Origin of the sequence: Dyella silvae, assembly GCF_026421305.1 — a bacterium.
GTDB classification, from domain to species: Bacteria; Pseudomonadota; Gammaproteobacteria; order Xanthomonadales; family Rhodanobacteraceae; genus Dyella; species Dyella silvae.
This window is the reverse complement of record NZ_JAPJBQ010000002.1, coordinates 763135-780835: the sequence shown is the minus strand read 5'-3', so window position 1 is coordinate 780835 and position 17701 is coordinate 763135. Positions and strand designations below refer to the sequence as shown.

The following is a 17701-nucleotide window of genomic DNA, read 5'->3' as shown; positions in this document are numbered from 1 at the left end:
AAACGCGCCCCGATAGCAAACCTCGTGGATGTGGCTGCCGGGAGGGCGGTGCAGCATCCGGGCACACACCTTCGTGAGGTCGACATGGCTTTGTTTTCCCGACACGCCTCAGGGCTCCGGCTTGAACGGATGCAGGCGTCTGCGCAGTACCGCGGCGATAGCTTTGTGAACACCTACCCTTCCAGCGCCCCACGCGTGGAAGATCAGCGGCCATCCATGGCCGATTTCATCTTTGGCGGCGAAGGACGCACGCCGTTGCGCCCCTTGCCCTCGCTCGACCCGCGCCCCGCCTGGACCCGTCCGGTGGAAACCGGCCTTCGCGCCACCTGGCTGGGTCATTCGACGGTGTTGCTCGAAATCGACGGCGTGCGCGTGCTGACCGACCCCGTATGGGGTCCGCGCGCCTCACCGTTTTCCTTTCTCGGCCCCAAACGCTTTCAGCCGGTACCGGTGGATATCGCCGCCCTGCCACCGCTCGATGCCGTGCTGATTTCACACGACCATTACGACCACCTCGACTACCCGACCATCCGGGCGCTGGCGAAGCTGGATGTGCCGTTCATCACCTCGCTGGGCGTGGGCGTTCATCTGGAAGCGTGGGGCGTACCGGCGGATCGCATCACCGAACTGGACTGGTGGGAAAGCGTGACTCTGCCGCGCGGCCTGACCATGACGGCAGCACCCTCGCATCATTTCTCCGGCCGCAGCCTGCACGATCGCAACGCAACGCTGTGGTCCTCCTTCGTCTTGCGCGGCGAGCGCAGCGCCGTGTTCTTCAGCGGCGACACCGGCCTCTCGCCGCATTTTGCGGAGATCGGCCAGCGCCTCGGGCCGTTCGATCTGGTGATGATCGAAGTCGGCGCGTTTCATCCCTCCTGGGGCAGCGTGCACCTGGGGCCGGACAACGCTCTGACCGCATGGCGTCAGCTGGGCAGCGGACGCTTGTTGCCGGTGCACTGGGGCACCTTCAACCTTGCCATGCATCCGTGGGCGGAACCGGCGGAGGTACTGCTCGCAAAAGCACCCGAAGGCCTGCTGATGCCACGCCTGGGCGAACCGGTGGAACCGGCGCGCATCGACGTGGTGCAACCATGGTGGCGCGATGTGGCGCCCGGTCATTGGCAGGGTTCGGCGCTCGAAGCGGCGGAGTTTCTGGTGTTGCCGGCGAAGGATTAGAGTGCTTCCGCTTTAAGATGTCGCCCCTCGACAGGAGCACTCCATGACCAGCAGCATCCAGATCACCGATCACGCCGGCGTCCGTCGCATCGCACTGAATCGCCCGCAGGTGCACAACGCCTTCGATGATGAACTGATCGCGGAGCTGACCGCCGCACTGGAACAGGCCGGCGCCGAGGCCAGCGTTCGCGCCGTGGTACTCACTGGCGAAGGCGCCAGCTTTTCCGCCGGCGCCGATCTCAACTGGATGCGTGGCATGGCCAGCGCCAGCGAAGCGGCGAACCGCGACGATTCCTTGCGGCTTGCCAAGCTCATGCGCACGCTGCAATACCTGCCCAAGCCCACCGTTGCGCGCGTCAATGGCGCGGCCTATGGCGGCGGCGTCGGTCTGGTCGCGTGCTGCGATATCGCCATCGGCGTGGACAGCGCACGCTTTGGACTTACCGAAGTGAAACTGGGCCTGGTCCCGGCGGTGATCTCGCCGTATGTCATCAACGCCATCGGGCTGCGCCATGCACGGCGCCTGTTCGTTACCGGCGAACTGTTCGATGCAACGACCGCGTTGCAGATCGGCCTGTTGCACCAGTGCGTCGCTGCCGATCAGCTGGATGACGCCGTCCAGGCGTCGCTGCATCTGTTGTCGAAAGCAGGCCCGCTCGCACAGACGGAGGCCAAGCAGCTGGCGTTGCGCATGGCCGGCGCGGACGAAGCCGGGGCCGAACGCATCGATCGCGAAAACGCCGCCCTGATCGCGCGTCTGCGCGTATCGCCCGAAGGTCAGGAAGGCCTCGGCGCTTTTCTCGGCAAACGCACACCCGCATGGTGCACGACAGCCTGACATTCGCCATTGCATACTCGGCGCCGCACTGCTCCATTCAGGGAATGACGCCATGCTCGATCATGTTGGGTTGCAAGTTTCCGGCTACGAACGCAGCCGCGAGTTTTATCGCAAAGTGCTGGCGCCGCTTGGCGGCGCCCTGCTGATGGAAGTCACCGCCGAACAGACCGGCGACGGCGCACACGCCGGCTTCGGCACCCACGGCGTGCCGACCTTCTGGATCGGCACGTCGCAGCACGGTCACGGCAATGGCACCGTGCATGTGGCCTTTACCGCCAGCAACCGCGCCACGGTGGATGCGTTCTATCGCGCTGCGCTCGATGCAGGCGCCAGGGACCATGGCGCACCGGGGCTTCGCCCGCATTACCACGAGCACTACTACGGTGCCTTCGTGCTTGACCCCGATGGGCACAATATCGAAGCGGTGTGTCACCAGCCGGAGTGACAACGCGGTAACAGCCATCCCAGGTCTTTCAGCACCCGCAGAGTCTCAGGCACCGAAGGTTGCTGCAGACCTCGTCCAAGGAAGCCACGCCATGACCCATCCGATCATCAACATCGCCGACGTCGAAGTGCAGCCCTACCCGCCGGGCATGGGGCCCACCGGGGATACCGCCAGCCGCTTTGAAGCGCGCATGGGGCGTTTCTCCGCACAGATCGGTGCAAAGAAGCTCGGCTACAACATCACGGCCGTGCCGCCGGGCAAACGCGCCTTTCCCCTCCACTGCCATCGCATCAACGAGGAAATGTTTTTCATCCTCGAAGGCAATGGCGAAGTGCGTATGGGCGACCAGTGCTATCCGATTCGCGCAGGCGACGTGATTGCCTGCCCGCCCGGCGGTCCGGAGAAGGCGCACCAGATCATCAATACCGGCACCACGGAGATGCGCTACCTCGCCGTGAGCACCAAGGAGTCGCCGGAGGTTTGCGAATACCCGGACAGCGGCAAGGTCGGCATCATGGCCGAGTATCCGCCTGCGCCCGATGGCACGCCGCGCGGCTTCCGTCTGGTCACGCGCGCGGATATGCAGGTCGGTTACTGGGATGAGGAATAAGCCTCGCTAATACAGCGGCGCAACCCCCAAATGCTGCGCCGCGCATCGGCTGCGGCGCAGCAATCTGCTACGTTTGGCAACTTCGCATCATCCCCGGAAGCCGCATGTTCGAGCGCGTACTCATTGCCAACCGTGGCGAGATCGCCTGCCGCGTCATTCGTACCTGCCGCCGGCTCGGCATCCACACCATCGCCGTGTATTCGGAAGCTGACGCCAACGCCCAGCATGTGCGGCTGGCGGATGAGGCATGGCCCATTGGCGGCCCCCGCCCCACCGAATCGTACTTGCGCGGCGACGCGATTCTGGACGTGGCGCGCAAGAGCGGTGCGCAGGCGATCCATCCGGGTTACGGATTCCTTTCCGAGAACACCGCGTTCGCGCGTGCGTGCACCGATGCGGGTATCGCCTTCATCGGCCCGCGCCCGGAAAGTATCGACGCCATGGGTTCCAAGGCTGCCGCCAAGGCGCTGATGGAGCAGCACGAGGTACCGCTGGTGCCGGGCTATCACGGCGCGGACCAGTCGTCCGAGGTGCTGGCCGAGCAGGCACGCCGCACCGGCTTCCCGCTGATGATCAAGGCAGCGGCAGGTGGTGGTGGCAAGGGCATGCGCATCGTGCGCAACGAGGGCGAATTTGCCGATGCGCTGGCCTCGGCGCAGCGCGAAGCCGCCAGCGCGTTTGGCGACACGCGCGTGATCCTCGAACGTTACGTGGAGCATCCGCGCCACATTGAGTTCCAGGTGTTCGGCGACACCCACGGCAACGTCATCCACCTCAACGAACGCGAATGCTCCGCACAGCGCCGCTACCAGAAGGTACTGGAAGAAACGCCCTCGCCTTTCCTAGACGAAGCGCGTCGCGCCGCGATGGGCGCCGCCGCTGTAGCAGCCGCCAAGGCCGTGAGCTACGTGGGTGCGGGCACCGTTGAGTTCATCGTGGGCCAGAGCGGCGAGTTCTTCTTCATGGAGATGAACACGCGCCTGCAGGTTGAACACCCGGTCACCGAAGAAACACTCGGACTCGATCTGGTCGAATGGCAGCTGCGCATCGCTTACGGTGAACCGTTGCCGCTGGCGCAAGAGCAAATCCACGCGCGTGGCCACGCCATCGAAGTGCGCCTGTATGCGGAAGATCCGGACCAGAACTTCCTGCCCGGCTCCGGCAAGCTGCTCAAGCTGCGCCTGCCGGCACCGTCGCGTCACGTGCGCATCGACGGCGGCGTGATTGAAGGCGACACCGTCACGATCTTCTACGACCCGATGATCGCCAAGCTGATCGTGTGGGATCAGGATCGCCCGCAAGCACTGCAGCGATTGCGCGATGCACTGATGGCCAGCGAGATCGTCGGCCCCAAATCCAATATCGCGTTTCTCGAGCGGCTGGCGCGTCATCCCGTGGTGACCGAATGCCGTATCGACACCGGCTATCTCGACCGCCATCTCAACGAATTCCTCGCGGGCGATGCGCAGCCTGACGACCGCGTGCTATTTGCCGCCACCGCCGCCGCGTTGTTGCACGATGAAGCCGCCGTGGCGAATAAGGCGCACGACCACGCCGATCCGTTCTCGCCTTGGTCGCGTGCCGACGCATGGCGCGTAGGCCACGCCGGCAAGCGCATCATTGCCCTGTCGCTGCACGGGCAACGCTACGAAATCGACGCCTACGGCCATGATGGCGATTACCGCCTGCAGCATGGCGAGGCAACGGCCGATGTGCGTGGCGCGCGCCACGACGGCTTGGCGCTGAGCGCCCGCATTGATAACGAAGCATTGCGCCTGCCGGCGCGCGTCGATGGGTCGCGTGTCACCGTGCACGACGCCGCTGGCCACCGCCATACCTTTGAACGGGCCGCTGCATTTGCCTGGCAATCGAAGGAAGGTGGCGGCGGCAACCAGATCGTGGCGCCCATGCCTGGCCGCATCGTGCTGGTCAAGGCGAATGCCGGCGATGCCGTGGAAGAAGGCCAGGAGCTGCTGGTGATGGAAGCCATGAAAATGGAGCTGGCTTTGAAGGCGCCGCGCGCCGGCACCATCGCCAGCGTCAGCGCCGCACAAGGTGATTTCGTCGAGGCGGACGCCGTGCTTGTGCGCTTTGCGGATTGAATTTGTCGAGCTGAGAGGCTGCCAAATCAAGCCGCAAAGCAAAGTCACCGGATGAACTCGCTACGATTGCCGCTTTGGGGCCGCCCTACGGGCGCTTTGCGCTTGTCACTCCGTCGCAAGGGTGACGATCCAAGCCCTCGTAGCGGCCCGACCTCCGCCCCGAACCACATGAACGCGCTATGCTCAACGCTATGAACGCCAGCAACCATGTCCGCATCGTAGAAGTCGGCGCCCGCGACGGCCTGCAGAATGAAAAGACCCTGCTTCCGACGGACGTGAAGATCGCGTTGATCGATCGTCTCTCCAGCACTGGCCTGCAGACCGTCGAAGCCACCAGCTTCGTCAGCCCCAAGTGGGTGCCGCAGATGGCTGACGCCGCCGAGGTCTACCAGGGCATTCGCAAGGTACCCGGCGTGAGTTATCCGGTGTTGGTACCCAACGAGCAAGGCTACGAACGCGCGCGCGCGGTGGGTGTGAGCGAAATTGCCGTCTTCACCGCCGCTTCCGAAGCGTTCAACCGCAAGAACATCAATGCCTCGATCGACGAGTCGATCGAACGCTTCATGCCCGTCATGGCACGCGCCAACGCCGATGGCGTGAAAGTGCGCGGCTATGTCTCCACCGTACTCGGCTGCCCGTATCAGGGCGAGGTGGCGGTGAGTGATGTGGTGCGTGTCGCACGTCGTCTGCACGAACTTGGCTGCTACGAGATTTCGCTGGGCGACACCATCGGTGTCGGCACCCCGGCGAAAGCGCGCGCGATGTTGCACGCGGTGGCACAGGAAGTGCCCATGGCCGCGCTGGCTGTGCATTTCCACGACACCTACGGCCAGGCATTGGCCAACATCCTCGCCTGCCTTGAAGAAGGCGTGCGCGTGGTGGACAGCGCCGTCTCCGGTACCGGCGGATGCCCCTATGCGAAGGGCGCCACCGGCAACGTCGCCAGTGAAGATGTGGTGTACATGCTGCATGGCATGGGCATGCACACGGGCATCGATCTGGACATTCTCATCGCCACCGGCGCGTGGCTTGCGGCGCAGCTGCACAAGGAAACGGCCAGCCGTGTGACCAAGGCGCGTACGGCAACGGCGTAGCGCGGCGCGTCTGCGCTGATGAGACGGGTGAGGCGCATGCTGGCGCCTTTCTCCTGGATACGTTGCGACGTCATGCGGCCCCTCATACGCCATCATGGATGAGGACTTCACCGAACCGCGGTTCGCCGCCCGTGGCAGCGCCTACGTCTATGTGCTGCCCTGCCGAGACGAGGATCTGCTGAAGATCGGCTTTTCGCGCGAGCCGCTACAGCGCTTCCGCACCTTGCATCGGCGCTTCTTCGAGTTCTTCGATCTGGACCGCGGTTTGCTGATCGAGGTTGATCGCGTCTCACAGGCGCGTCGCGTCGAACGCCTGTTTCTCACCACCTGGGCCGAACACAGCGCGCCCGCGCCCCTTGCGGTGCCCATGGCAGCGGCGGGACACACCGAGTGGTATCGCGGCATTGCTGGCGAAGTGACGCCCCTGGCTCATCAACTCGCCCAGCGCGAGGGCCTGACACTGCACGAGCCGCTGCGGCCCTGGCTTGCGGCGCAGCTGATGCAGCGTGCCGACGCTCTGTATGACTGGAGCGAACGGATGCTTGGCCAGGCCCAGGCGGAGCGCTTGTATCTCGGCCAATCGGGTCCCACCGAACAAGCCCTGCTGGACACGCTGAACCTGTGCGACTGCCTGGCCCTTCCGCTCGCGCGGTTGCTGCCCGCCTCCGTGCAGGCGTGGTACCGCTACGGCCCGCATCGCTCGCTCTACCCGGTTTGATCGCGCCCCGGCCACTTTTCATCCCTGCCAGGGGGCCTTTCGTCGCCGTTATCCCCAATCTGTCGAAAAACAGCGGCCAGCGGCGCCAACGCTGGGTATGCTCCGATCCGTCCTCTTCAGCCACCGGCGTTCCGACGTGATCAAGAGCCTGCTCTTTGTTTTCCGACTGGTCGTGGCATGGTTTCTCGCCTTGCTGTTCGCGGCCTTGCTGATCACCAACAGCGCGCCCTTCCGTCATCACGACACGGGTGGCATGGCGGTGTTGCTGGTGGCGCTCACCCTGCTACTGGTGATCACCAGCGCGGTCTCTCATATGCGCCGCGTCAGGCTCATCGCCGAGCATATGGATACCGACACACTGGGCAACCGTCAGCGCCGGCGCGTGGAAGTGCCTTTCGAGGCCGACGAAACCTTCGACCTGCTCGACGCGGCCATCCGCGAGCTGCCGCGCACCGAAGATATCGAAAGCGCCCGCGACAGTCTGCAGATCCGCGCCAAGGTGGAACGCCCCCTACCCTACGGCCGCAGCCCGCTCGGGCGGCTGGACCCATCCACCTGGTTTGGCCATCTGCGCAACCAGATCTACGCCACCGTGACGCCGGGCGACGGCGCCAGCAGTGTCACGCTGATCTGCGAACCGGAAGCCGCCGCCTGGAGCGACTGGTTCCGCGTGGATGAAGGCACCAACCTGGAGAACGCCGAAGCCATTACGCGTGCCATCTCGCGGCGCATTGCCGAAAAGCGCCGCGACGAAGCCTCGCGCGCCAAACAGTCCGAGAGCGAGAAAGAACGCACGGTGGCGCGGCTGAATCTGTTGCATGCACAGGTCGAGCCGCACTTTCTCTACAACACGCTGGCCAGCGCGCAATACCTCGCACGCACCGATCCGCCGCGGGCAGATCAGATGCTGGGGCATCTTATCCACTACCTGCGCCACTCCCTGCCTTTGACCGAAGACGCGCTGTCGACGCTGGGCGACGAACTGGAACGCACCCGCGCCTATCTGGAGATCATGAAGCTGCGCATGGGCCAGCGGCTTGCGTTGCAAATCGATGTGCCGGACGACCTACGCCCCATCTCGCTGCCACCGATGATGCTGCAGACCCTGGTCGAAAACGCCATCAAACACGGGTTGGAACCCAAGCCCGGCGGCGGCACGGTATGGATACTGGCCCGCCGCGACGATGGTGCAGTCGCCGTCACGGTGGCCGATGATGGGGTGGGCTTCAGCACCGCCACCGCGGGCACCGGTATCGGCCTGAAGAACGTGCGTGAACGGCTGCGGCTCATCTACGGCACCGATGCGTCGCTCTCGGTGGTGAGCAATGCCCCCGAAGGCGTGGCCAGCACCATCACCGTTCCGGCGCGTGTCGCCGACAACGGCCGCACGGAGGCATCGCCGTGACCACTGCCATCCTTGCCGAAGACGAAGCGCTGCTGCGTACCGCCCTGCGTGAGCTGCTTGCGCAGGCGTGGCCTGAGCTGGAGATCCTGGCCGAATGCGAAGACGGCGCCAGCGCACTGGAAGCCATTGACATGCACCAGCCGGACATCGCGTTTCTTGATATCCGCATGCCTGGCCTCAGCGGCCTGGAAGTCGCAGCGGCCACGACCGAAGCCAGCCCCAACACACAAGTCGTTTTCACCACGGCCTACGACCAGTACGCGGTGGACGCTTTCGAGCGTGGCGCCGTGGACTACCTGCTCAAGCCCATCGCCCGCTCGCGCCTTGACGCCACGGTGCAACGGCTGAAGGCACGCGGCAGTCATCCAACGGACGCAGCCACCTTGACCGCGCTCTTGCGGCAACTGTCAGGTCAAGGTGCGCCGGGTGTGCAACCGCTCACCTGGATCACCGCCAGCAACGGCCGCGAGACGCGACTGATCATGGTGGACGACGTGGCCTATTTTCGCGCCGACAACAAGTACACCGTCGCCATGACCGCCGATGGCGAAGCACTGCTTCGCACCCCCATCCGCGAGCTGGCCGGCCTGCTCGACCCTGCGACATTCAAGCAAATCCATCGATCCACCATCGTCAATCTCAAAGCTGTGGCATCCATCGTTCGCGACGACACCGGCAAGGGCACGCTGCGCCTGAAGCAGCGCCCGGAAACGCTGGTGGTGAGCCAGCCCTTCATGGCTCTGTTCCGAAACATGTAAGCCCTACGCACTTTACAAGAGGTCATCATGGACACGTTGATCCTGCTTTTCTACATGCTATTGGCCCTCACTGGATATGAGCGCGGGCACACCGTCGTGACGCATGCTGTCGTCAACGGCGAAAACGTGATCGACAGCCAGGTCCAGATCGATGGGCCTATGGCCACCTTCCGCTGCCTGCGCAGCAAGAGCGGTGTGTGTCACTACACCGTGCTACCCAGGCGCTGCGCCGCCAGTGGCGGCGACTGCAAACCGCCACTCAGCAGCTTCAGCATGCGAGAGGGCAAATCGCTGTTGGTCACCGACCTGCCAACCGACTTCGCCAGCTGCGTGACGGCCAGCCCGGCGGCCGCCGGTGAATGCGCGCAGCAGATCGCCAGTGCTTCGCCATAGGAAAAAGTGAGCTTCCCCTCCCAGGGGCGTACGTCGCTAGAATCGGACGTCTGAAGGGTGGGAGGCGCCGATGCGGTGGAATCGTTGGAAGGTTGGTATGGGTGTACTGGCAGCCCTGCTGCTGACTGGCACCTCGGCGGCGATGGCCTCCGCTACGCGCGGCGACATCCTGTTGGTTCCCGAACGCATATGGACGGCTGAAGGCGACGCAGCCCATACCGGCTGGGCCGTGCTGATCCACGATGGCGCCATCGCTGCGGCGGGCCCGCTGAACACCCTCCACGCGCCTGCCGGGGTGCAGCGGATCGATCTCCCGGGCACGACGCTGACGCCGGGTCTGATCGACCTGCACTCCCACGTCTTCCTGCACCCTTACAACGAAACGTTGTGGAACGATCAGGTGCTGAAGGAGCCGCAGGACTACCGAACGCTCGAGGCCGCCGCGCACGCGCGTGCCACCCTGCTGGCCGGTTTCACCACGCTGCGCGATCTCGGTACCGAGGGCGCAGGCTACGCCGATGTCTCGATCAAACGCGCCATTGACGAAGGCATGATCCCTGGGCCGCGCATGTTCATAGCGACACGCGCCATCGTGGCGACTGCCAGCTATGGTCCGGGTCCGCGCGGCTTTCGTTCTGACATGGAACTACCTGGCGGCGCGCAGGAAGTCAGCGGCGTCGATGCAGCCATCCGCGCGACGCGCGAGCAAGCCGGACACGGTGCGGATTGGATCAAGCTCTACGCCGACTATCGCGTTGGCGCCGACGGCAGCACGCAACCCACGCTGTCGCTGGCGGAGATGAAGGCCATCGTCGATACCGCCCATCTTTCGGGCCGCCCGGTAGCAGCACACGCGGCCAGTGACGCTGGCGTGCGTCTCGCTGTGGAGGCCGGCGTGGACAGCATTGAACACGGTTATGGCGCCAGCGAAGCCACGTTCAAGATGCTCAAGCAGCGCGGCGTGGCCTATGAGCCGACGCTTACCGCGGTCGAATCGACCGCGCAGTACTTCGACCATTACGTGCCGGGGCAAAGCGAACCGACGCCGCGCATGCGCGATGCGGAACGCGCGTTCCGCACGGCGCTCAAGCTTGGCGTGATGATTGGAAACGGTAGCGACGTAGGCGTATTCACCCACGGCGACAACTGGCGCGAGCCGGCCAACATGGTGCGCGATGGCATGACGCCAACGCAGGCGCTGCATGCCGCCACCGATGTGGCCGCACGCATCCTGCGCCAACAGCAAACCTTTGGGCGCATCACGCCCGGGCTACGCGCCGACCTCGCCGCGTTCAATGGCGATCCCAGCACACACATCGACGATCTCCAGCATGCCGTCTTCGTGATGAAGGACGGCGTTATCTACCGCACGCCGCAAACGACGCCATGACCGACTTTCATATCAGGCCCATCGAAGCACGCGACAATGCCGCCGTCGCCAACATCATCCGCTCGGTGATGCCCGAGTTCGGCGCGGACGGCCCCGGCTTCGCCATCCACGATGCCGAGGTGGACACAATGTATGAGGCCTACGCGCGTCCGCGCAGCGCCTATTTCGTCGTCGAGCGTGATGGCGTGGTGCTGGGCGGTGGCGGCATCGCTCCACTGGAAGGCGGCGATGCCCATGTCTGCGAACTGCGGAAAATGTACTTTCTGCCGGCCGCCCGCGGCATCGGCGCCGGCAGCGCGATGATGCAACGCTGCCTCGACGCAGCCCGCGCGCAAGGTTTTCGCCGCTGCTACCTTGAAACACTGACTGGCATGGACGCCGCCCAAGCGCTCTATCGCCGCCACGGCTTCACGACGCTGGCATGCCCCATGGGCGGCACGGGCCATTTCAGTTGCGATCAGTACTTTATTCGCGAACTGTAGGAGTGCCGCCATGACCTCTCACGACCCGCGCATCGACGCCTATATCGCCAAGGCCGCACCGTTCGCCCAACCCATCCTGCAGCATCTGCGCGAGGTGGTGCATACGGCTTGCCCCGAGGTGGAGGAAGGCGTGAAGTGGAGCATGCCGTTCTTCAGTTACCAGGGGGCGCCGCTGTGCAATATGGCGGCCTTCAGGCAACACTGCGCGTTCGGCTTCTGGCTGCACAAAGACGTGTTCGGAGACAGCGCAGAAGAAGGCATGGGCCAGTTCGGCAAACTCACCTCACTGAAAGATCTCCCACCGAAGAAGACGCTGACGGCGCTGATCCGCAAGGCCATGGCGCTCAACGAAGCCGGCGTGAAAGTGAAGCGTCCCAAAGCCGCCAAACCTGCGCCCGTAACACCTGACGACCTTACCGCCATGCTCGCCATGAAGAAGCACACCGCTGCGCGCAAGACTTATGAGAGCTTTCCACCCGGCGCGCAACGCGAATACGTGGAATGGATTACTGAAGCCAAGACAGACGCCACACGCCAGAAGCGCCTAGCCACCACACTTGAATGGCTGGCCGAAGGCAAGCGTCGCAACTGGAAGTACGAAGCATGCTGAAAGCCCCTGTATTGAAATTCGAGATCGACGATCCGGCATCGCCTGACGTCACCCCGTTGATCCAGCAATTGGACGGCTATCTGGCGGAGCTGTACCCCACCGGCAACATCCAGCCCGTGCCGTTGGAGGAACTCAAACAGCCCAATGTGACCTTTCTCACGGCACGCGTCGACGGCATGCCGGTGGCCTGTGGCGCCTGTGTGAGTCACGACGATTACGTCGAGGTAAAGCGCATGTACGTGCTACCGGCCTGCCGGGGACTGGGGCTGGGCAAGCAATTGCTTGAAGCGCTGGAGAACGTGGTGCGCCGTCGCGGCGATAAGGTGATCCGGCTGGAAACGGGTACGGCACAGACCGAGGCGCTGGAGCTGTATGAGCGCGCAGGCTATCGCCGCTGCCCGCCGTTCGGCGAACATCACGCCAACTCCCGCAGCATCTGCATGGAAAAAGTGCTCGCATGATCCGCATCGCCCGCGCCGACGACGCCGCCGCCATCCATGACATCTACACACCCTCGGTGCTGCACGGGGTGGAAACCTTTGAAACCGAGCTGCCCGGTGTCGATACCATGCGCCAGCGCATCGAGGGGCGGCTACAGCACTACCCGTGGCTGGTCTGGGAAGATGCCGGGCGCGTGCTGGCCTACGCTTACGCCAGCCGCTTTCGTGAGCGGGCTGCGTACGACTGGATTGCCGAGACGTCGATCTACGTCCATGTCGACGCGCGCCGGCGCGGTATCGCTCGCCGCCTGTACGACACGCTGCTCGATGCGATGCGCCTGCAGGGCATCAACCAGGCCGTCGGCGTGATCACGCTGCCTGGCCTCGGCAGTGTGGCGATGCACGAAGCCATGGGTTTCACCCCGGCCGGCGTGTGGCGTAGCTCGGGTTACAAGCTCGATGCCTGGTGGGACGTGGGCGTATGGCAGCTGGAACTGCAGGCGCCGGAGAACCCGCCCCGGCCAGTGGTGCCATTCGCCGGGCTGCGTGAGACGGCAGCGTGGACCGCGTTGCTGCAGCGCGCAAACGCCTGACGGACCACCATCTGCGGGAGCGCCCGCACACATCGCACGGCTAAAGGGCAAGCCCGCGCGGCCTCACCCCCTCCTCGGCTACCATTCGGGTTTTGGCTTTTCCGAGGAATCCCCATGCAGCTCAATCAGGTCAAGGCGATCATCACCGGCGGCGCCTCCGGTCTCGGCCACGCTGTCGCGCAGTATCTGGTCGCCAACGGCGGCAAGGTCGCCCTGTTCGACGTCAACGAAGAGAAGGGCCAGGAAGCCGCCAAGGCGCTGGGTGGCCACTTCTTCCGTACCGATGTCACCTCTGAGGAAGGCGTAACGGCCAATGTTGCCGCCGCTCGCGACGCCATGGGTGGCCTCAATGTGTTGGTGAACTGCGCCGGCATCCTTGGCGCGGGCCGCATGCTGGGCAAGGATGGCCCGATGCCGCTCAACACCTTCGCCACCACCGTGATGGTGAACCTGGTGGGCAGCTTTAACGTGGCCAAGGCCGGCGCCAACCTTATGCAGGCCAATGAAGCCGGCGAAGATGGCGAGCGCGGCGTGATCATCAATACCGCGTCGGTTGCTGCTTTCGAAGGCCAGATTGGCCAGGCGGCGTATTCCGCCTCCAAGGGCGGCGTGGTCGGCATGACGCTGCCGATGGCGCGCGAGCTTTCGCGCTTCGGCATCCGCGTGGCAACCATCGCACCGGGCATCTTCTGGACCCCGATGGTGGACGGCATGCCGCCGCAGGTGCAGGAGTCGCTGTCGGCTTCGATTCCGTTCCCCTCGCGCCTGGGCAAGCCGGACGAATTCGCCAACACCGTGGGCTTCATTCTTGGCAATCGCTACATCAACGGCGAAACCATTCGCCTCGATGGCGCCGTGCGTTTGCAGCCCAAGTGATAGAAAAATAGTGGAGAGAAGTGAGGAGTGAGAGATGCACTCCCCACACCTTGCTCTCTCTCACTTCTCACTCCTCTTAACTCACTTCTCGCTCTCAACTCATTCTGGCCCTTATGAAAGCTTCCGACGTCAAGAAAGGCAACGTGGTCGAACACGAAGGCAACGTGTATCAGGTGCGCGATATCGAGCGCAGCTCGCCGACCGCGCGTGGCGGCAACGTCACCTTCCGCTTCACCATGTATTCGATCCCGGGTGGCCGCAAGTTCGACCTGAGCCTGCGTGCCGACGACGATCTCAAGGAAATGGACCTGGTGCGCCGCGAGGTGAATTTCTCGTACATGGACGGCGATGCGTTCGTGTTCATGGATAACGAGGACTACACCCAGTACATGCTGTCGCCGGAGCTGGTCGGCGACAACGCCGGCTACATCGTGGAAGGCACCGAGGGCTACTACGTGCAGCTGATCGACGATGCACCGGTGGGCCTGCAGGTGCCGACCAGCGTCACGCTTACCGTGGTCGACACCGCACCCGAGCTCAAGGGCGCCAGCGCCACCAAGCGTACCAAGCCCGCCAAGCTCAATACCGGTATCGAAATTCAGGTGCCCGAGTACATCACCAACGAAGAGAAGGTGTGGGTGAATACGCTGACGGGCGAGTTCGCCGGCCGCGCTTGATCTAGGAGTGAGTGAAGAGGAGTGAGAGAGAGCTGCATGCTCTTCTCTCACTTCTCACTTCTAACTCCTCTCTCTTCGGCTCCAACATAAAGCCATGCCATCGACCTCCACTCGACGCGTGCTGCTGCCTTGCCTGGCACTGAGCCTGCTGGCGCTCGCTGGCTGCGCACCGGCGCCGGTGCGTAACCCCATCGCTCAATGGGTACCCTCGCCGAACTACGACGCGCGCCGCCCCGTGTTGATCGTGCTGCACTTCACCAACGAGCACTCGGCCGCCCAAGCACTGCACACCCTGAGCACCGCCAATAGCGGCGGGCCGGTAAGTTCGCATTATCTGATCGGCAACGACGGCCGCATCTATCAGTTGGTGGCCGACGACATGCGCGCGTGGCACGCGGGTGCCGGACGCTGGGGCACCATCACTGACGTCAATTCCGCCTCCATCGGCATCGAGCTGGATAACGACGGCGATTCGCCGTTCACCCAGGTACAGATCGACAGTCTGCTGCGCCTGCTGGCCGATCTCACCGACCGGCTTCGCATTCCCCGCACGCAGATCATCGGCCACGAGGACCTGGCCCCTGGCCGCAAGGACGACCCCGGCCCGCGCTTCCCGTGGCAACAACTGGCCCAGGCAGGTTTCGGACTTTGGCCAAAGGGCCCCCTGGCCGATCCGCCGCCGGACTTTGACCCATGGGCGGCGCTGGGGCTGATCGGCTATCCGCTGGATGACCGTCCGTCCACGGTGAAGTCGTTCCACCATCACTTCCGCGGCATGGACGGCGACACGCTGGACGCGCAAGACTTGCGCGTGCTGTACGCACTCAGCCGCCAGCTCGGAGCACCGGGCGGCTGACGACACTGATCGTCGCGTTTGCTTCAGGCGCATTAAGGCAAAATCGCTCTATCGTTTAGGAGTGAACGACGCGTCATGTCCCCGAGTGGTTATTCGCTGCGTGCCACGGTCGTCGACAGTCTGTTGACCGCCAAGCGGCCCGATGTGCCCATGCGCGTAGCGTTGCGCAACACCGCGGCCGTCATCCTGCCGCTGGCCATCGGCATTGCCAGTGGGCACCCGGGCATCGGCCTGGGTATCGGCGCCGGCGCGCTGGACACCATGTTCTCCGACCAGCCGGGCCCGTACCGGCAGCGCATGGTGCGCCTGCTGCTCGCCTCGCTGGCCGCCGGGCTGGCGTCGCTGACCGGCTTTCTGATTGGCGACCAGCTGATTCCGATGCTGATCGCCACGGCGGTGTTCGGATTCCTCGGCGGCCTGCTGGTGGTGTTTGGCACCGACATGACCCGCGTGGGCATGACCAGCATGATCCTGCTGGTGGTCACCGCAGCGACACCGCGTCCACTGCATGAGGCCATCGGCGCGGCCAGCCTGATCTTTGCCGGTGGCCTGCTGCTGACCGTGTTCTCGGTCGCGGCATGGCCGCTGCAACGTTATCGCCCGGAGCGCCACGCGCTGGCCGAGGTGTATCGCGGCCTTTCCTCGCTGGCCCGGCAGCAGGCGCATGACGAGGCGGATGTTCCGGCACTCACCGATGCCATGACCACGCTGCAACACACCTTGCTGGGCCGGCACCATGCCACGGGCCGCGCCATGGAAGCCTTTGGCGTGTTGCTGGAGCTGGCCGAGCGCATTCGCCTCGAGCTCACCGCCATGGCGGAGCTGCGCGCCAACCCGAACATCCACGCCATGTTCCGCGGCGACGCCGCACGGGTGCTCGCCGCCATCGCCAACGCGCTGGAAGCCGGCGAGTCGCCGCGACAGGCGGAGCGTGCGCTGCAGACCCTGCAAGCCAGCGAGAACGCCCTGCTGAGCAACGGCGGCAATGCCGAAGGACTGGCTACGCACATCCACGCGCTCTCGGGCCAGCTCGCCGCGGCGGTGCGTAACGCGAACTGGGCCGGCAGTCGCGGCGAACTGCGCGCTGCAGCGGCCGAGACGCCACTACCGGCGGCACTTCGCAGCAATTCGGCACGCGCCACCCTGCGCGCCAACCTCACGCCGCACTCGGTGGCGTTCCGCCACGCTGTCCGTAGCGCGGTAACACTTACTGCCACGCTGTTTGTGGCTCGCCAGCTGGCCCTGCCCCACGGCTACTGGTTACCCATGACGGCAGCCATCGTGCTTCGCCCGGACTTCGCCGCCACCTTCAATTTCGGGTTGCTGCGCGTGGTCGGCACCGTGCTCGGCCTGGTGCTCACCACGGCCTTGCTGTACGTGGCCCCGCACGAAGTCTGGGCGCATCTCGCCCTGATGGCCGTGCTGTGCATGGCGTTCCGTTACCTCGCCACCGCGCATTACGGCGTGGCCGTGGCGGCACTGACCGGCACGGTGGTTATCCTGCTTTCGTTCGAAGGCGTGAACCCGGGCGACGCGGTGACGGATCGCGTCATCAATACCGCGCTCGGCAGTGGCATGGCGCTGCTGGCCTATGTGCTGTGGCCCACCTGGGAGCGTGGCCGCGCACGCGCGGCACTGTCGGACATGCTCGATGCCTACGCCGACTATCTGCACGCACTCGCCCGCCCCGAACGGCGCGACGGCCGCCGCGAGGCCCGTACCGCCGCACGCACGGCGCGCAGCAATGCGCTTGCGTCGCTCGATCGCATGCGCGCGGAGCCGGCTACCCCGCCACCGTTGCTTGATCTGGCCAATGCGCTGTTCGCCAACGGCAATCGTCTCGCGCGTACTGCGATGACACTGGAAGCGCTGATCAACGATCACGACAACCTGCCGGAAACGGTGGAAATGTGCGCCTTTGTCGATCACGCCTCAGCCGCGCTGCATGAAATTGCCGACGCGTTGCGCGACTCGCGCACACCAGATCGGCTGCCTGACCTGCGCAGTCTGCAGCGTACCTATGCGGCGTTGCTCAATATGGCGGAAGACCGTCAGGCGGCGGATCTGCTGAGTCGCATCACCGACCGATTGGTGGACAACATCAATACGCTGTCCCATGTGATCGGGCGTAGCCGTAGCAAGTCGGCGGCGACGGCGTAATCCGTATTACTCCCTCTCCCCTCCGGTGAGAGGGTTGGGGTGAGGGGTCAATCTTGCCACCGCAATAAAGAAGCACGA

General features: G+C 64.6%; 19 protein-coding genes. All 19 read left to right on the top strand.

The genetic code is table 11. The annotated features are described in order from the left end of the window. Nucleotides 1-216: 216 nt before the first annotated feature. The 19 genes from OQE56_RS07785 (at nucleotide 217) to OQE56_RS07695 (ending at nucleotide 17623) form a co-directional block, all read left to right on the top strand. Nucleotides 217-1176 carry an MBL fold metallo-hydrolase gene (locus OQE56_RS07785; protein WP_267223141.1) on the top strand — a complete coding sequence of 320 codons (960 nt, stop codon included), beginning with the start codon at nucleotides 217-219 and terminating at the stop codon, nucleotides 1174-1176. 43 nt (nucleotides 1177-1219) lie between these two features. Next, entirely contained in the window at nucleotides 1220-2014 is a 795-nt protein-coding gene (locus OQE56_RS07780; RefSeq protein ID WP_267223139.1) for an enoyl-CoA hydratase-related protein, read from the top strand. 52 nt (nucleotides 2015-2066) lie between these two features. Next, nucleotides 2067-2459, top strand: coding sequence for a VOC family protein (locus tag OQE56_RS07775; RefSeq protein ID WP_267223137.1), 393 nt, complete (start codon nucleotides 2067-2069; stop codon nucleotides 2457-2459). A 91-nt stretch (nucleotides 2460-2550) separates the two neighbouring features. Beyond that, nucleotides 2551-3069, top strand: coding sequence for a cupin domain-containing protein (locus OQE56_RS07770; protein WP_267223135.1), 519 nt, complete (start codon nucleotides 2551-2553; stop codon nucleotides 3067-3069). A gap of 104 nt (nucleotides 3070-3173) precedes the next feature. Further along, complete coding sequence (locus OQE56_RS07765) at nucleotides 3174-5171, top strand: acetyl/propionyl/methylcrotonyl-CoA carboxylase subunit alpha (protein WP_267223133.1); 1998 nt, start codon at nucleotides 3174-3176, stop codon at nucleotides 5169-5171. Between the two features lie 191 nt (nucleotides 5172-5362). Further along, the gene (locus OQE56_RS07760) at nucleotides 5363-6265 is read left to right on the top strand and encodes a hydroxymethylglutaryl-CoA lyase (RefSeq protein WP_267223413.1); all 903 of its coding nucleotides are present in this window, start codon (nucleotides 5363-5365) and stop codon (nucleotides 6263-6265) included. Nucleotides 6266-6359: 94 nt separating this feature from the next. After that, on the top strand, nucleotides 6360-6983 hold the full coding sequence (locus tag OQE56_RS07755) for a GIY-YIG nuclease family protein (RefSeq protein ID WP_267223132.1): 624 nt from the start codon (nucleotides 6360-6362) through the stop codon (nucleotides 6981-6983). Between the two features lie 97 nt (nucleotides 6984-7080). After that, entirely contained in the window at nucleotides 7081-8388 is a 1308-nt protein-coding gene (locus OQE56_RS07750; protein WP_267223130.1) for a histidine kinase, read from the top strand. Further along, nucleotides 8385-9146, top strand: coding sequence for a LytR/AlgR family response regulator transcription factor (locus tag OQE56_RS07745; RefSeq protein ID WP_425601605.1), 762 nt, complete (start codon nucleotides 8385-8387; stop codon nucleotides 9144-9146). The genes OQE56_RS07750 and OQE56_RS07745 overlap by 4 nt, the downstream gene beginning before the upstream one ends. A 27-nt stretch (nucleotides 9147-9173) precedes the next feature. After that, on the top strand, nucleotides 9174-9539 hold the full coding sequence (locus tag OQE56_RS07740) for a hypothetical protein (protein WP_267223128.1): 366 nt from the start codon (nucleotides 9174-9176) through the stop codon (nucleotides 9537-9539). Nucleotides 9540-9681: 142 nt separating this feature from the next. Then, entirely contained in the window at nucleotides 9682-10929 is a 1248-nt protein-coding gene (locus OQE56_RS07735) for a metal-dependent hydrolase family protein (protein WP_267223409.1), read from the top strand. After that, nucleotides 10926-11411 (top strand): GNAT family N-acetyltransferase, encoded by a 486-nt coding sequence (locus OQE56_RS07730; protein WP_267223125.1) that lies wholly within the window; start codon nucleotides 10926-10928, stop codon nucleotides 11409-11411. The genes OQE56_RS07735 and OQE56_RS07730 overlap by 4 nt, the downstream gene beginning before the upstream one ends. Before the next feature lie 10 nt (nucleotides 11412-11421). Next, the gene (locus tag OQE56_RS07725) at nucleotides 11422-12021 is read left to right on the top strand and encodes a YdeI/OmpD-associated family protein (RefSeq protein ID WP_267223124.1); all 600 of its coding nucleotides are present in this window, start codon (nucleotides 11422-11424) and stop codon (nucleotides 12019-12021) included. Next, complete coding sequence (locus tag OQE56_RS07720; protein WP_267223122.1) at nucleotides 12015-12482, top strand: GNAT family N-acetyltransferase; 468 nt, start codon at nucleotides 12015-12017, stop codon at nucleotides 12480-12482. Before OQE56_RS07725 ends, OQE56_RS07720 begins: the two co-directional genes overlap by 7 nt. Further along, nucleotides 12479-13054, top strand: coding sequence for a GNAT family N-acetyltransferase (locus OQE56_RS07715; RefSeq protein ID WP_267223120.1), 576 nt, complete (start codon nucleotides 12479-12481; stop codon nucleotides 13052-13054). Before OQE56_RS07720 ends, OQE56_RS07715 begins: the two co-directional genes overlap by 4 nt. A gap of 114 nt (nucleotides 13055-13168) precedes the next feature. Then, nucleotides 13169-13930: an SDR family NAD(P)-dependent oxidoreductase gene (locus tag OQE56_RS07710; protein ID WP_267223118.1), complete on the top strand. Its 762-nt coding sequence runs from the start codon at nucleotides 13169-13171 to the stop codon at nucleotides 13928-13930. Nucleotides 13931-14043: 113 nt separating this feature from the next. Then, the gene (gene efpL, locus OQE56_RS07705; RefSeq protein WP_267223116.1) at nucleotides 14044-14607 is read left to right on the top strand and encodes an elongation factor P-like protein EfpL; all 564 of its coding nucleotides are present in this window, start codon (nucleotides 14044-14046) and stop codon (nucleotides 14605-14607) included. A 94-nt stretch (nucleotides 14608-14701) separates the two neighbouring features. Then, on the top strand, nucleotides 14702-15463 hold the full coding sequence (locus OQE56_RS07700) for an N-acetylmuramoyl-L-alanine amidase (RefSeq protein WP_267223115.1): 762 nt from the start codon (nucleotides 14702-14704) through the stop codon (nucleotides 15461-15463). A 75-nt stretch (nucleotides 15464-15538) separates the two neighbouring features. Further along, nucleotides 15539-17623 carry an FUSC family protein gene (locus tag OQE56_RS07695; RefSeq protein WP_267223113.1) on the top strand — a complete coding sequence of 695 codons (2085 nt, stop codon included), beginning with the start codon at nucleotides 15539-15541 and terminating at the stop codon, nucleotides 17621-17623. Nucleotides 17624-17701: the final 78 nt, after the last annotated feature.

Coding starts and splice junctions, on each gene's coding strand:
- OQE56_RS07735 (WP_267223409.1), top strand. CDS start 9,682: ATGGCCTCCGCTACGCGCGGCGACATCCTGTTGGTTCCCGAACGCATA.
- OQE56_RS07775 (WP_267223137.1), top strand. CDS start 2,067: ATGCTCGATCATGTTGGGTTGCAAGTTTCCGGCTACGAACGCAGCCGC.
- OQE56_RS07785 (WP_267223141.1), top strand. CDS start 217: ATGGCCGATTTCATCTTTGGCGGCGAAGGACGCACGCCGTTGCGCCCC.
- OQE56_RS07780 (WP_267223139.1), top strand. CDS start 1,220: ATGACCAGCAGCATCCAGATCACCGATCACGCCGGCGTCCGTCGCATC.
- OQE56_RS07730 (WP_267223125.1), top strand. CDS start 10,926: ATGACCGACTTTCATATCAGGCCCATCGAAGCACGCGACAATGCCGCC.
- OQE56_RS07695 (WP_267223113.1), top strand. CDS start 15,539: ATGTCCCCGAGTGGTTATTCGCTGCGTGCCACGGTCGTCGACAGTCTG.
- OQE56_RS07720 (WP_267223122.1), top strand. CDS start 12,015: ATGCTGAAAGCCCCTGTATTGAAATTCGAGATCGACGATCCGGCATCG.
- OQE56_RS07760 (WP_267223413.1), top strand. CDS start 5,363: ATGAACGCCAGCAACCATGTCCGCATCGTAGAAGTCGGCGCCCGCGAC.
- OQE56_RS07750 (WP_267223130.1), top strand. CDS start 7,081: ATGCTCCGATCCGTCCTCTTCAGCCACCGGCGTTCCGACGTGATCAAG.
- efpL (WP_267223116.1), top strand. CDS start 14,044: ATGAAAGCTTCCGACGTCAAGAAAGGCAACGTGGTCGAACACGAAGGC.
- OQE56_RS07765 (WP_267223133.1), top strand. CDS start 3,174: ATGTTCGAGCGCGTACTCATTGCCAACCGTGGCGAGATCGCCTGCCGC.
- OQE56_RS07715 (WP_267223120.1), top strand. CDS start 12,479: ATGATCCGCATCGCCCGCGCCGACGACGCCGCCGCCATCCATGACATC.
- OQE56_RS07725 (WP_267223124.1), top strand. CDS start 11,422: ATGACCTCTCACGACCCGCGCATCGACGCCTATATCGCCAAGGCCGCA.
- OQE56_RS07755 (WP_267223132.1), top strand. CDS start 6,360: ATGGATGAGGACTTCACCGAACCGCGGTTCGCCGCCCGTGGCAGCGCC.
- OQE56_RS07700 (WP_267223115.1), top strand. CDS start 14,702: ATGCCATCGACCTCCACTCGACGCGTGCTGCTGCCTTGCCTGGCACTG.
- OQE56_RS07710 (WP_267223118.1), top strand. CDS start 13,169: ATGCAGCTCAATCAGGTCAAGGCGATCATCACCGGCGGCGCCTCCGGT.
- OQE56_RS07770 (WP_267223135.1), top strand. CDS start 2,551: ATGACCCATCCGATCATCAACATCGCCGACGTCGAAGTGCAGCCCTAC.
- OQE56_RS07740 (WP_267223128.1), top strand. CDS start 9,174: ATGGACACGTTGATCCTGCTTTTCTACATGCTATTGGCCCTCACTGGA.